General features: G+C 46.8%; 11 protein-coding genes. 6 read left to right on the top strand and 5 right to left on the bottom strand.

From position 1 onward, the window contains the following. Window positions 1-7 precede the first annotated feature (7 nt). From J3998_RS02675 to def, 4 genes are read right to left on the bottom strand one after another with little or no spacing between them, the layout of a single operon-like run. Window positions 8-775, bottom strand: a complete 768-nt coding sequence (locus tag J3998_RS02675) for a DUF4390 domain-containing protein (RefSeq protein ID WP_208147526.1) — start codon at window positions 773-775, stop codon at window positions 8-10. Between the two features lie 19 nt (window positions 776-794). Next, complete coding sequence (gene rsmB / locus J3998_RS02670; protein ID WP_208147524.1) at window positions 795-2,129, bottom strand: 16S rRNA (cytosine(967)-C(5))-methyltransferase RsmB; 1,335 nt, start codon at window positions 2,127-2,129, stop codon at window positions 795-797. Further along, window positions 2,126-3,064 carry a methionyl-tRNA formyltransferase gene (fmt, locus tag J3998_RS02665; protein ID WP_243750565.1) on the bottom strand — a complete coding sequence of 313 codons (939 nt, stop codon included), beginning with the start codon at window positions 3,062-3,064 and terminating at the stop codon, window positions 2,126-2,128. The genes rsmB and fmt overlap by 4 nt, the downstream gene beginning before the upstream one ends. After that, window positions 3,064-3,582, bottom strand: coding sequence for a peptide deformylase (gene def / locus J3998_RS02660; RefSeq protein ID WP_208147522.1), 519 nt, complete (start codon window positions 3,580-3,582; stop codon window positions 3,064-3,066). The genes fmt and def overlap by 1 nt, the downstream gene beginning before the upstream one ends. Before the next feature lie 103 nt (window positions 3,583-3,685). Between def and dprA the strand changes: the two genes are divergently transcribed. The 4 genes from dprA to J3998_RS02640 all read left to right on the top strand — a co-directional run bounded on the left by dprA (window position 3,686) and on the right by J3998_RS02640 (window position 10,277). Further along, window positions 3,686-4,813 (top strand): DNA-processing protein DprA, encoded by a 1,128-nt coding sequence (gene dprA, locus J3998_RS02655; RefSeq protein WP_208147520.1) that lies wholly within the window; start codon window positions 3,686-3,688, stop codon window positions 4,811-4,813. 163 nt (window positions 4,814-4,976) lie between these two features. After that, window positions 4,977-7,457: a type I DNA topoisomerase gene (topA, locus tag J3998_RS02650; RefSeq protein WP_208147508.1), complete on the top strand. Its 2,481-nt coding sequence runs from the start codon at window positions 4,977-4,979 to the stop codon at window positions 7,455-7,457. A 225-nt stretch (window positions 7,458-7,682) separates the two neighbouring features. Then, a complete protein-coding gene (gene argS, locus J3998_RS02645; protein ID WP_208147506.1) occupies window positions 7,683-9,443 on the top strand; it encodes an arginine--tRNA ligase in 1,761 nt (586 codons plus the stop codon). Between the two features lie 36 nt (window positions 9,444-9,479). Beyond that, window positions 9,480-10,277, top strand: a complete 798-nt coding sequence (locus J3998_RS02640; RefSeq protein WP_208147504.1) for an SPOR domain-containing protein — start codon at window positions 9,480-9,482, stop codon at window positions 10,275-10,277. Between the two features lie 36 nt (window positions 10,278-10,313). On the opposite strand, the gene J3998_RS02635 is transcribed toward J3998_RS02640, so the two are convergent. Next, the gene (locus J3998_RS02635; protein WP_208147502.1) at window positions 10,314-11,345 is read right to left on the bottom strand and encodes a GGDEF domain-containing protein; all 1,032 of its coding nucleotides are present in this window, start codon (window positions 11,343-11,345) and stop codon (window positions 10,314-10,316) included. 320 nt (window positions 11,346-11,665) lie between these two features. Here J3998_RS02635 and J3998_RS02630 point away from each other — a divergent pair, with 320 nt between their 5' ends. Then, on the top strand, window positions 11,666-11,914 hold the full coding sequence (locus tag J3998_RS02630; protein WP_208147500.1) for an accessory factor UbiK family protein: 249 nt from the start codon (window positions 11,666-11,668) through the stop codon (window positions 11,912-11,914). Between the two features lie 13 nt (window positions 11,915-11,927). Further along, window positions 11,928-13,460 (top strand): YifB family Mg chelatase-like AAA ATPase, encoded by a 1,533-nt coding sequence (locus tag J3998_RS02625; protein ID WP_208147498.1) that lies wholly within the window; start codon window positions 11,928-11,930, stop codon window positions 13,458-13,460. The last annotated feature ends 4 nt before the right edge of the window (window positions 13,461-13,464 follow it).

Here is a 13,464-nt window from a genome sequence, read left to right as displayed (position 1 = left end):
ACTCCTGTTATTGCCAACTCAATGGAGTGGTTAGGTTAACTTCAAACCAGCCGCTGTCCAAGCGCCAAGAGTCATCCAGCAGTGCGTCCAGTAACATCGGCGACGGCAAAGCCCAGTAATCCAAATAGATGCGCACTCGTAATCGATACTTTTGGGTTGGGTGTAGTTCTTTTAAATTAGCAATTTCAAAGTCATCGAGCGTGCCCATGGTTTCCAGAGCGCGGTCAATGGAACTGAAATGTTGACGTTTGTCATTGCGGTTATTGAATAAAAGATACTGGCGGTTAAGGCCAAAACTGGTCAGTTCGGTGTGGTAGCGAAAGTGCTTGCGAGTACGCTGATAGGGAAAGCCGAGAAGAGAACTGCTTTCGGTCAGCAGGATTTCGGTGCGGAATTTCAGGCTGATGCCATGATTAATCGCTTCAATCTGCGCTTCGCCGAGTTTAAAGCGACTTAGCGAATCAATCTTTAGTTGCTGATTATCGCGATAATCGACCACCTTGATCAGAGTGATGCTCGGTTGGCTGATGGTGTCGATAACACTTTCCTCGTCAGCGAGCATTTCATCCAGATCGATATTCAACACTTCTTTGGGTTGGGCTTGGTTGGGCTGTAAACCGATGATGTCATCATCGTTTGGGCTAATTAATTGTGAGAAAGGGTCCAAGCGAATTGACTTGCTGATGTCGTCGGCGCTGAACGCAGGCATGGAAAGGGCGGCAAACATGCTGGCGATTATCAAGATGATTGAGAAATGCCTTGTGACCGATTGCATACCCTGAGCCTGCTACCGTTTACGCTTGCTTTTGCAGCAAGCAGTAGTAAAAGCCGTCCATGCCGTCTTGCCCCGGTAGGATTTGACGTCCGATTTCACTGTCTTGCCAACCCCAGTCCACCGCTAACGGAATCATCTCTGCATCGTTGGTACGTTCCAAGAAAGCTTGCATCTGTTCGCGGTTTTCTTGTGGCAGTACCGAACAGGTTGCATACAGCATCTGTCCACCGGGTTTCAGAGTTTGCCATAACTCATCAAGAATTTTTTGCTGAATTTCGACCAGCTCTTCGATGTCTTCCGGGATACGGTGCCATTTAATATCTGGGTGACGGCGAATAATGCCTGTTGCCGAACAAGGTGCATCCAGAAGGATTTTGTCAAAAGGTTGACCGTCCCACCAGTCGCTTGCTTGACTGGCATCACCAACTCGATAATCGCACTCTAATCCAAGACGGTGCAAGTTCTCCGCCAATCTATCCAGGCGCTCGGGCTCTTTTTCCAGTGCCAATAAATCTAAATCGGCATTGGCGTATTCCAGTAAGTGTGCAGTTTTACCGCCTGGTGCTGCACAAGCGTCTAGGATTTTTTGGCCTGCTTGTGGTTGCAGGATTTGCGCAGCCTGTTGTGCTGCGGCATCCTGTACGCTAAAACCGCCTTCGTCATAGGTCGGCAGTTGGGTGATATCGGTGCTTTGTTCCAACACGATGCCTTGCTGACAATGCGGATGCTCGCTGGCTTGGATGTCGGCTTCTGCAAAGGCTTGCAATAATTCATCGCGCGACTGTTCCAAGGCGTTATTGCGCAAGGTCAGCGGCGCGATTTGGTTATTGGCTTCAAGAATTTCTTGCCAGTGTTCAGGATAGGCTTTGCGCATCGCTTTGAAGAACCACTGCGGATGCGAATATTTCTGCGCCGGTTTCAGATCAACTTCGGCGCAGATGGCGTCTTTTTCACGCATAAAGTTACGCAGGATACCATTTACTAAACCTTTCGCCCACGGCTTTTTTAGCTTGGCGGTGACATTGACGGTTTCCGAAACCGCCGCATGTTCAGCGGTTTCAGTATGCAAAATTTGGAATAAGCCAAGCAGAATCAGTTGATTGACGTCTTCGTCTTTGGCTTTCAGTTTTTTCTTTAAGAGTTGCGAGCGAATCGCCATTAAGCGAAATTGCCAGCGCAAGGTGCCGAGCACCAAGTTTTGCACAAACGAGCGTTCACGCTTATCACTGAATTGTGCTAAACCTTCCGGTAATACTTGGCTCAAAGAGCGGCCGTGCTCGACCACTTGTAGACACATTTTCAACGCGACAAAGCGAGTGTGTGCGCCGCTGTTTTGGCTTGGCTGCTCACTCATTGTAGAAGCTGTCCTTGCAGTTGACGCGCTTGCGCAAAGTCATAGGCTGCCATGGCTTTTTTACCGGCCGGTTGCACTTGAGTCAGGCATAGAACGCCGTCACCGGTCTGTACTTGCACGCCGTCTTTTTCGACCGCTAATACGGTTCCCGGAGTTGCATCGGTGCTAGCTTCGATAACGCGGCTGCTCCAGATACGCAGTGGTTTGTCTTGGAAGTTACAGAAAGCGACCGGCCAAGGGTTATAAGCTTGCACGGCGCGTTGCAGTTCGCTGGCCGGTTTAGTCCAGTCGATTTCCGCTTCTGCTTTGCTGAGTTTTTCCGCATAGGTCACGAGCGACTCGTCTTGCCCTTCAGCTTTTTTCTGCAAGTTTGGCAGGTCGGCTAAGGTGTCGATAATCGCTTGCGCGCCCATGTCCATTAAACGGTCATGCAGGGTTTGTGAAGAGTCGTCGGCACTGATTGGTGTTGCGATTTTATACAGCATATCGCCGGTGTCTAAACCGACATCCATCTGCATAATGGTGATGCCGGTTTCCGCGTCGCCGGATTGAATTGAACGCTGGATTGGTGCCGCACCACGCCATCTTGGCAACAATGAAGCGTGGATATTTAGACAGCCCAATTTCGGCATCTCCAATACCGCTTTCGGCAAAATTAAACCGTAAGCAACCACCACCATGACATCGGCATTTAGGGCGGCGACTTCAGCTTGTGCGGCTTCGTCGCGCAAACTCAATGGCTGATAAACCGGCAGGTCGTGTTCTAGAGCGAGTTGCTTGACCGGACTGGCCGTTAGTTTTCGACCGCGTCCGGCTGGGCGATCCGGTTGTGTATAGACGGCAATCACGTCGTGTTCGGAATCAAGCAACGCTTGCAAAGGTGCGACCGAAAAATCCGGTGTTCCGGCAAAAATAATCTTCAATGGCTGGCTCATTATTTTTCGCCTTCGGCTTGCAGTTTACGGAACTTTTGCAGAGCGCGAGTGCGTTTCAAACCGGATAGATGGTCGGTGAAAAGTACGCCGTTCAAATGATCGATTTCATGCTGTAAACAGACTGCTAACAGTTCGCTGGCTTCGATTTGGATGATCTTGCCGTCACGGTTCATGCCTTCAACGATAATGTCGCTTGGGCGTTTGACCTTGCCATAAACGCCCGGCAGAGATAAACAGCCTTCTTCCCAAGTGATGCTACCGGCTTCTTGAATCACTTTCGGGTTAATCAGGGCGATAGGTTCGTCTTTGCTTTCTGACACATCAACCACGATTACGCGCTCTTGTACGGCGATTTGCGGCGCGGCCAAGCCGATACCCGGCGCGTCGTACATAGTGTAAAACATGTCGTCAATTAGTTTGTCGATGCGGTCATTCATTTCAGCGACCGGTTTGCATATCTCGCGAAGGCCTTGCTCAGGGTACAGGACAATGTCGAGTAAATCGGCGTGTTTTTCCATTAAAATGCTCTTTGCGTTTATACTTTTTTACAGGTTTTTAGCGCCTGTAAATCAGGGTTATCAATAATTGTCTGCATTATAGCTGAATTGTAAGTTGAATTTTATGTCTGCGTTTTCAGAACTCCCACAACTCTTGCGTTTGCATCAAGCGCAGCCCAAACTGGAGCAGTTACAGGCTCTGTTGCAGGCTTTCGGCAGTTTTAGCAATGTTTTGCAGTCCAGTGATAACGAAATTCAAAAAATCAGCGGTTTCAATGCTTGGCAGCTGCAACAGCTGCAAGACGACATTGCTGAGCCTTTAGTTGCACAAGCATTGGCTTGGCAAGAAGACAGTAGCGGTTTTCCGCAACGTTGGCTGACTTATTGGGATAGTGACTATCCACGTTTATTAAAAGAGATCGATGATGCGCCGCCGATTTTAGCGGTGCGCGGCAGTGTCGAGTTATTGAATGACCCGCAGATTGCTGTAGTCGGCAGTCGTAACGCCTCGAAAACCGGTATCGCCAATGCTCTCGATTTTGCCAGTTTTCTTTCCTCACAGGGGTTGACCATTACTTCCGGTTTGGCCGCCGGTGTCGATGCCGCCGCGCATCAAGGCGGATTAAAAGGTACTGGTAAAACCATTGCTGTTTTAGGGACGGGTTTAGACCGAGTCTATCCGGCAGCTAATCAAGCTTTGGCGCGAGAAATTGCTGCCGAGGGGGCGATGGTCTCCGAATATCCGCTTGGCACACGCCCTTTGGCAAAAAACTTTCCACGTCGTAATCGCATTATCAGCGGTTTAAGTGTCGGTACTTTGGTGGTCGAAGCGAGCTTGAAAAGCGGTTCTCTGATTACCGCGCGTACTGCCAATGAGCAGGGACGCGAAGTGTTTGCGATTCCGGGGTCGATTCACAATCCACAAGCTAAGGGTTGCCACCAGTTAATCAAGCAAGGCGCCAAGTTGGTTGAGTCCGGTGAAGATGTGTTTGCCGAACTTGGCGCCTTATTACAGTTGTCGCTCTTGCCGGAAGAGAAAGGTAAGTCTGCGAGTTCCGATGATAAGGGTGCGCAATTATCCGAGTCGGCGCGTAAATTATTGCAGTTTATTGAGTTTGAACCAGTTTCCCTAGATGAACTCTTGGTGCTCAGTAAAATGCCGCTTTCTGCATTGCAGACCGAGTTAATGATGCTGGAATTGCAAGGTCAGGTGGAAAAACTTTCTGCCGGACGTTGGCAGCGTCTTCACTAACGGCAAAAGCACTCTTATTTTTATATATCCTTTCTGCGAATTTTTCTGTTCGCAAACAAAATTGATTGCAAATCCGAAAAAAATTATGCACCCTAAAAAAAAGATTAATAATTGAATCCTTGGATTTACAAGTGATTCGACTGATAAGAAGTATTGGGAATTTATGACAAATTTGGTGATAGTGGAGTCGCCGGCCAAGGCTAAAACCATTGAAAAGTATTTGGGCAAAGATTTTGTTGTCCGCTCGAGCTATGGCCATATTCGAGATATTCAAAAGAAAGGCATGGGGATTGATTTAGCGAATCGTTTTGAGCCGAATTATGAAATCTCTCCGGATAAAAAGAAGAACGTTGCCGAGCTTCGTAAACTGACTAAAGAGGCCGATGCGGTTTGGTTGGCAACGGATGAGGACCGCGAAGGGGAAGCCATTGCTTGGCACCTAGCGGAAGCCTTAAAACTGGATGTTAGCAACACCAAACGTATTGTGTTCCACGAAATCACTAAACCAGCGATTCAAAACGCGGTCGCTAATCCGCGTACTGTGGATATGGATTTGGTTAATGCGCAGCAAGCGCGCCGAATCCTCGACCGTATCGTCGGTTTTGAACTGTCGCCAATTCTATGGAAAAAAATCCGTACCGGCCTGTCGGCTGGGCGTGTCCAGTCGGTGGCTGTTCGCTTAATTGTCGAACGTGAAAAAGAAATTGAAAAATTCGAGGCTAGCTTCTCATTCAAAGTGCAAGGTAAGTTGCAGTTGCTTGATCAAGCCGGTCAGCCATGTGGTGAAATTGATGTAAAACGCAATGCGAGTTTTGACTCCGAAGAAGAAGCGCAAGCTTATCTGATGGCAATCAGCAAAGCGCAATTGTCGGTGCAGTCGTTAGAAGAAAAGCCGGCAAAACGTAGCCCGAAAGCGCCTTTCACCACATCAACGCTACAGCAGGAAGCTTCCTCAAAGCTAGGCTTCTCGGTTAAGCAGACCATGATGATTGCACAGCGTTTGTATGAGTCTGGGAAAATTACCTATATGCGTACCGACTCGGTCAACTTGTCGGAAATGGCGATTGCTCAAGCGCAAGAAGTTGTGACATCGAATTACGGTGCAGAATACAGCCATAGCCGCCGTTACAAAACCAAAAACGCTGATGCGCAAGAGGCGCACGAAGCGATTCGACCGACTGATTTTAATGTCAGTGAAGTCACTGGCGAGCGCAATGAGCAGCGACTGTACCAATTGATTTGGCGCCGTGCAATTGCTTCGCAAATGGCCGATGCACAATTGCAACGCACCACAGTTGAGATTGCGATTAGTAATTTGAGTGACGATAAATTGGTTGCCAAAGGTGAGGTGATCACTTTTGAAGGTTTCTTGAAAGTTTACGATTTCGGCAATAAAAACGATGACGGTATTTTACCGCCGATGCAGATTGGTCAAGCCTTGTCGCTTGGCGAACTGACGGCTCGTCAAAGTTTTGCTCGCCCGCCGGCACGTTACAACGAAGCCAGTCTGGTTCGTACTTTGGAAGAGATGGGTATTGGTCGTCCATCAACCTATGCGCCGACCATCGATACTGTGCAGCAGCGTGGATATGTGGTCAAGGAAGATCGTGAAGGTACGCCGCGTGATTACCGCCAGCTGACTTTGAATGCGGAAGGCATGAATGCTGAAACTTTATCGGAAATGGCGGGTTCGGAAAAGAATAAGCTGTTTCCGACCGATATTGCCGGTATTGTTACCAACTTTTTGACCAAGCATTTTGGTGATGTTTTGGATTATCAGTTTACCGCTAAAGTTGAGGATAAATTCGATGTTATCGCCAGCGGTAAGTTGGAATGGCAAGATATGCTGGAAGACTTCTATAGCCAGTTCCATCCGAAAGTGGAAGCGGCGGAAGACGTTTCTCGTGAAGAAGCCGGACAGGCGCGTTTACTGGGGAATGACCCAAAAACCGGCAAGCCGATGTTTGTTAAAATCGGTCGTTTCGGTCCTTATGTGCAGCTGGGCGATGGTGAAAATGAAGAGAAACCGCAGTTTGCTAGCCTGATGCCAGGGCAGAAAATGGATGTGCTGAAGCTGGAAGATGCGTTGGAACTGTTTAAGCTGCCTCGTGAAGTCGGTGAAATGCCAGAATCATACAGCGCTACGGCAGTGGACGGTTCGACGTTTGGCGTTGAAGCCGGTCAGAAGCTGATTGCTAAGCAGGGGCCTTTCGGACCTTATCTGGAATATGGCACCAAGAAATATGCGCCGATTAAGGGGTATGATCCGTTAAGCATCACGCTGGAAGAAGCCGTGATTTTAGTGGAAGCAAAAATCCAAGCGGAAGCCGAGAAAATTGTCAAAACCTTCCCGGAAAATGCCGATGTCAAAATCCTGAAAGGGCGCTGGGGGCCTTATATCACTGACTTGACTACCAAGAAAAATGCCAAGATTGCCAAGGATGAAGATGCTTTGCAGTTAACATTGGAAGAGTGCATCAAGCGTTTGGATGAAGCGCCAGAACCGAAGAAACGCGGTCGTGCCGCAGCGAAGAAGGCGCCTGCTAAGAAAGCCGCGGCGAAAAAAACGACAACCAAAAAGACAACGGCGAAAAAAACGGGAACTAAGAAGACCGCTAAACCGGCTTCGAAAACCTCCGGCTAGTTTTTCCGCTCAGCGTTGTCTGCAAAAACCACCGGCCTATTCTGTAGGCCGGTGGTTTTTTGTTTTTAGGGCTGCGCTCAATCGCTAGATTTCGTAAAAACCTTAAGTGAAATCAGGTATCATATCTGGCTTGATTTTAGAAACGTAAAACCGCTTGAATTGGCGGTTTTGAAAATCCAGAAAACTTCCCGACAGATTGCAGATTTACAACAAAGAGAGCAGCAAATGAAGCAGCAACTTGCGCAAATTTTGACCGATGTGGTGCAACAACTTAAAGATCAAGGTGTGATTCCGGAAGATGCCGCACCGCGCATCCATGTTGAAAACACTCGCGATAAAGCGCACGGTGATTTCGCGACTAACTTGGCGATGATGCTCACCAAAATGGCGGGTATGCCGCCGCGTGATTTGGCGCAGAAGATTATCGATTTGTTGCAAAATAGCTCGATTATCGAGAAAGTCGAAATTGCTGGTCCGGGTTTCATTAACTTCTTTGTCAACGACTCGGCGAAATTTGATGTAGTTGGGCAAGTTTTCGAGAAAGCTGACGATTATGGTCGCTGCAATGTCGGGCAAGGTAAGTCGGTTTTAGTGGAATTCGTTTCTGCCAATCCGACCGGTCCGCTGCATGTCGGGCATGGCCGTGGTGCGGCTTATGGTGCGTCAGTTGCTAATCTTTTGGATGCTGCCGGTTTCGACGTTTGTCGTGAATATTACGTTAACGATGCCGGTCGTCAGATGGATATTTTGGCGACTTCGGTGTGGTTGCGTTACCTAGAACAGTGCGGTGAAGAATTTGCTTTCCCGAGCAATGGTTATAAGGGCGATTATATTTTCGATATTGCGTCGCAGGTACGTAATCAGTTTGCGGAAACGCTACAGAAGCCGGCTTTTGAAGTGTTTGCCGGAATTACGGCGGATGAAGGTCAAGATGACGGTGATAAAGAAAAGCATATCGATGACCTGATTGAAAAAGCCAAACACCTGCTTGGAAGTCAGTATTACGATGTACTACAGATTGCGATCAACAGTATTTTAGGTGATATTAAAGACGATTTAGAAGGCTTTAATGTACGCTTTGATAACTGGTTCTCGGAACGTTCTTTGATGGATACCGGTGTGATTGATGCGGCGCTAGAGAAGTTGCAGAAAGCCGGCAAAATTTATGAAAAAGGCGGCGCGCTTTGGTTCCGCTCGACCGATTACGGTGACGAAAAAGATCGCGTTGTGGTGCGTGATAATGGTCTAAAAACTTACTTTGCATCGGATATCGCTTACCACTTTAATAAACTGGAACGCGGTTTTGATGTGCTGATCGATATTTGGGGTTCTGACCATCACGGTTATATTCCGCGTGTGCGTGCGGCGATGGAAGCGATGGAAACCAATCCTGAACAGCTTGAAGTATTATTGGTTCAGTTTGCGGTGCTTTATCGTGGCGGTGAAAAAGTGGCGATGTCGACGCGTAGCGGTCAATTTGTTACTTTGCGTGAACTGCGTGAAGAAGTCGGTGCTGATGCGGCGCGTTTCTTCTATGTGCAGCGTAAGTCGGAACAACATATGGATTTCGATTTGGATTTAGCGAAGTCGCAGTCGAACGATAACCCGGTGTATTACATCCAGTATGCACATGCGCGTATCTGTCGTGTATTAGAACAAGCAGTTGATAAAGGTTATCGCTTAGATCTTGAGCAAGGGATGGCGAATCTGAACTTGCTGACCGCCGAGCATGAAACTGCTTTGGCGACTGAACTGGCGAAATATCCAGAAGTTATTGCTCGTGCCGCAGTAGTTTATGAGCCGCACCAAATTGCTTACTATCTGAAAGATTTGGCAAATGGATTACACTCTTACTACAACGCAAGCCAGTTTATTGTTGAAGATGATAACTTACGTCAAGCTCGTCTAACATTGATTAGCGCGGTTAAACAGGTATTGAAAAACGGTCTGGCACTATTGGATGTGTCGGCACCACAGTCGATGTAATCTCTTACATTTTTTGCTTAGTAGATAGGTAGACGCATGGCTCGCGATTATCGCCCTCGACAACCTAAAATGCTAGATACCCATTCGGCACGGCATAAGCGTCAGGAAAAACAGAGTGGCAACCGGAATTTATGGTTGTCGATGTTTTTAATGATGGTGGTGATGCTAGGTGGAATTTGGGTGGTCTCGCATTTTGCCAGTTCTGGTGTTAAGTCAAGCGTTAAGGCTGCACAAGCTCATACTGAAAACCTGTCAGAAGCTGCGTCGCAGACTTCGCTTGATGATTCCTTAGTCGAAGCAGATGTAATCCAGCCGAAAGTTGAGAAAAGTCCTTCTAATAATAGTTTGGATGAGCCGTTGCAGTGGTTACGTGAGCCGAGTTCGTCAGTTACCGAAAAAACGGTAAAGGTTGAGGAAGTTGTTGAGCCGAGCGGTATCTTTGTTGAGGCTTTACCGATGCCTGAGGCGGCAAAGTTGTATGCCGAACCGGAAATTACCTTTTACGATACGATCAATGATGTTGAAGTTATTCCAGATGATACTACGCCGATTTCGGTCGCATTAGAGACGCCTAAATATCTGTTGGCAGGTTCTTTCTTCTCTCCTGCCGCTGCACAACGAGCATTAAAGCGCCTTAGTGAAAAAGGTCAGAAATTGTATATGCGTGAAACTTGGAGCAATGCACGCAAACGCGCGGTTTATGTGCTTTATACTGCCCCTTATCATAATCGTTTGAAATTGAATGCCCGAAAAAATGAGCTAAGAGCTCTCGGTGCAGGGGTGATGGAAAGAGACTATAGGATCGCTGAAACAAGCGATAAGCAGTCAAATTAGCCGAGAATTTGACCTGCTAGTTTGACAGTTACTTCTTTAGGCTGCTTGTTCGGTGATAACTTGGTTACGCCCTTCTTTTTTCGCTTGATAGAGCGCTTTGTCTGCTCGAGCAAACAGACTTTCTCGGTCATCTACTTTTAAGCGTAATTCCGCTACACCAAATGATGAGGTAATCATATTGATTTCTTGATCAGAGTTTTTCAGTTTTAAATGTGCGCTGGAAACCTGGCTACGAATCTCTTCTGCTCGTTTGTGTGCTTCTTCCAGTGAGCTGTTCTTTAAAATGATGACGAATTCTTCGCCGCCATAGCGGAATACTTTTTCGTTAGCACCTTGCTTGCGCTTAATTACCTTGGCAAAGTAACGTAGAACACTGTCTCCTATTAAATGCCCGTAAGTATCGTTAAATTTTTTGAAATGGTCGATATCAGTCAGAATTAAACAGCATTTTGTACCGTACTCTTCAGCTTCTTGCAAAACTTGTTCCATTTCCATATTGAAGGCTTTGCGATTGCCGACTTCGGTCAATTCATCTTGTAAAGATTCGGTTTGTACAGCGAGTAACTGTTGTCGAAGTTTTTTGATCTCATGTGCGTTGGAGATCATTTCTTGCTGAAATTCTCGGTTGGTAGCCTGCATTGAGTTCGCTGTGTGCAAAACGTTATCGGTAATTTGGCGAATATCGTCAACGTTAAGATCTTGGTTTTGTAAACGGGCGGTGGAGTTTTCCAACTCGTCGGTGTGAGTGTCTAGTTTTTCGTTCCAAGTATTAATTTTCTTGACCATCAGGTTAACTAGGCGGCGAAAAGCTTTATCAAACTCGGAGGCTGTGGTGTCGACTGCAAAATAATCATTGAATAGGCGGCGTCCAATACGGTCGCTATAGCCTATTTCGTCATTTAGAATATGGTCCATCTCTTGACGAAATTGCGGGTTTTCGCCTTTGTAATATTGATACCAAAGATAGTAATTGAGTGGAATAGGGTTTATCCCCTGTTCTTCAAAACTAGCCTTTATGTATTGAAAAAGTCGGAGCGCGACTTTTGGACTGTCCTGAATACGGTACATAGCTATTTCCCTTGTTATGTTTAATGATTTTAGCAAAGTCGGCACCTGTATGCATGGACAGTAAGTCAGTCTTACTTATTTGCCATCATTATTATTTATGATTGTTTATAGCGTTAATTTGATTAACGGCAAGGGTTTGAAAAAGATTAGTAAAAAAACCTAGGCATTTTAAATTGCTCTAATGACGGTTTCTAAATGCATTGGGGCGTAATGCTTTGAAGTAGCCATTTGGACTTGTTCTGCGCTTCCCTAGAGTTCGCTACTTCACTAATTGAGTCTGAATGGGTATAGTTACCTTAAATTGTGATTTAGGAGTAGTAATGTTTAATCCAACTCAGTTAGAAGAAATGGCTAAAAAGTTAGCCGATGCGATTCCTGCCGGTTTTGCAGAGTTCCCTGAAGAGGGAAAAAAGCAGGTTCAGTTGAATTTACAGCGTGTTTTAGAGCGAATGGAAATGGTTTCGCGTGAAGAGTTTGATGTGCAGAAAGCGGTTTTGGCGAAGACTCGTAGTAAGCTTGAAGCACTGGAAGCACGCCTTTCAGAGTTAGAAGATCAGAAGAGTCAGTAGTCGTCGGTTTTGTATGGGCTTGGCTAGGATATACAGTCGCGCAATTCTAGGCATGGAATCACCACGTGTGCTAGTCGAGGCGCATGTTAGTTCCGGCTTGCCAAGTCTCTCGATTGTCGGTTTACCGGAGGCGTCGGTTAAAGAGAGTAAAGAGCGCGTTCGGAGCGCTTTGCTCAACTCTGGCTTTGAGATGCCGGCCAAGCGTATTACGGTTAATTTAGCGCCAGCTGATTTGCCTAAATCCGGCGGCCGCTATGATTTAGCGATTGCGATTGGTATTTTGATTGCCTCAGAACAAATTAGCGCACCGCAAGACCCTGAAATAGAGCTGTATGGAGAGCTGGCTTTGACTGGAGAATTACGCCCGGTTAATGGTGTCTTGCCAAGCTTGTTGCAATTGAGCAAAGGTGGCGGTCAAGCACTGATTCCAGCGGATAATTATGCTGAACAACAATTGCTTCTACAAACCTCGGCGAAGTTGGATTTGCAGTTGGTCACCTCGTTAAAGCAAGCAACAATTTACTTACAGGGTCAGGAGCCGATAGACGCGGTTATTCCCCAGGCTGTTGTGAATTTTCAGCAAGAATATTCAATCTGTTTATCGGATATTCAAGGACAGAAGCAAGCTAAACGTTTGTTAGAAATTTGTGCTACAGGCAATCATTCACTAATGATGGTTGGGGAGCCTGGAGCAGGTAAAAGTATGTTGGCTTCGCGTTTGGTGACTTTGCTGCCGCCTTTAAGCGAACAGCAAGCATTACAGAATGCCTCGATTCGCTCTCTGTCTGGCGATCGTTTAGAGATTGAGCACTTCTATCATCGTCCCTATTTGTCTCCTCATCACTCTGCTTCGGCTGCTGCGGTCATTGGCGGAGGAAAAATTCCTAAGCCTGGCGCGATTTCCTTAGCTAATCACGGAGTGTTGTTCTTAGATGAGTTGCCTGAATTTAATCGAGATGTTCTAGAGGCTTTACGAGAGCCTTTAGAGACCGGGCAAGTTGATATAGCTCGCGTTCAACAGCATGTGACTTATCCCGCGCATGTGCAGCTGGTGGCAGCGTTTAATCCAACACCGAGCGGTTATTTCCCCGATGATCCGTTAGGGCGCTGTAAAGATACGCCAAACCAAATTTCCCGTTATTTAAAAAAGCTCTCTGGTCCCTTGTTGGATCGAATTGATTGTCATATCGAAGTTCCCGCGGTGGAAATTGCAGCTCTGCAAAGTGCTAAGCCAGATGGTGAAACCAGTGTACAGATCAGATATAGGGTTGCAGAAAATCAGCAGCGTCAAATTTCCCGCCAAGGCTGTTTGAACGGCGAATTGAGTAATCAGCGCCTGAATCAGGCAGTTCAGCTTGATCAACAGACCCAAGATTTATTAGCGCAATCGATTAAACGCTTTGGTTTGTCTGCGCGGGGTTATTACAGGATATTGCGACTAGCATTAACTATTGCTGATATGCAAGCGTCAGACTCTATTCAAATTGAGCATCTGGCTGAAGCGTTAAGCTATCGTCTTTCTCAAAGACTTGCGGACCTTTTCTAAAGTT

Source organism: Thiomicrorhabdus marina (assembly GCF_017571465.1).
GTDB classification, from domain to species: domain Bacteria; phylum Pseudomonadota; class Gammaproteobacteria; order Thiomicrospirales; family Thiomicrospiraceae; genus Thiomicrorhabdus; species Thiomicrorhabdus marina.
This window is presented reverse-complemented; position numbering and strand designations above follow the sequence as displayed.

Excerpts from the sequence above, each read along its gene's own strand:
- J3998_RS02675 (WP_208147526.1), bottom strand. The coding sequence starts at position 775 with ATGCAATCGGTCACAAGGCATTTCTCAATCATCTTGATAATCGCCAGC.
- rsmB (WP_208147524.1), bottom strand. The coding sequence starts at position 2,129 with ATGAGTGAGCAGCCAAGCCAAAACAGCGGCGCACACACTCGCTTTGTC.
- fmt (WP_243750565.1), bottom strand. The coding sequence starts at position 3,064 with ATGAGCCAGCCATTGAAGATTATTTTTGCCGGAACACCGGATTTTTCG.
- def (WP_208147522.1), bottom strand. The coding sequence starts at position 3,582 with ATGGAAAAACACGCCGATTTACTCGACATTGTCCTGTACCCTGAGCAA.
- dprA (WP_208147520.1), top strand. The coding sequence starts at position 3,686 with ATGTCTGCGTTTTCAGAACTCCCACAACTCTTGCGTTTGCATCAAGCG.
- topA (WP_208147508.1), top strand. The coding sequence starts at position 4,977 with ATGACAAATTTGGTGATAGTGGAGTCGCCGGCCAAGGCTAAAACCATT.
- argS (WP_208147506.1), top strand. The coding sequence starts at position 7,683 with ATGAAGCAGCAACTTGCGCAAATTTTGACCGATGTGGTGCAACAACTT.
- J3998_RS02640 (WP_208147504.1), top strand. The coding sequence starts at position 9,480 with ATGGCTCGCGATTATCGCCCTCGACAACCTAAAATGCTAGATACCCAT.
- J3998_RS02635 (WP_208147502.1), bottom strand. The coding sequence starts at position 11,345 with ATGTACCGTATTCAGGACAGTCCAAAAGTCGCGCTCCGACTTTTTCAA.
- J3998_RS02630 (WP_208147500.1), top strand. The coding sequence starts at position 11,666 with ATGTTTAATCCAACTCAGTTAGAAGAAATGGCTAAAAAGTTAGCCGAT.
- J3998_RS02625 (WP_208147498.1), top strand. The coding sequence starts at position 11,928 with ATGGGCTTGGCTAGGATATACAGTCGCGCAATTCTAGGCATGGAATCA.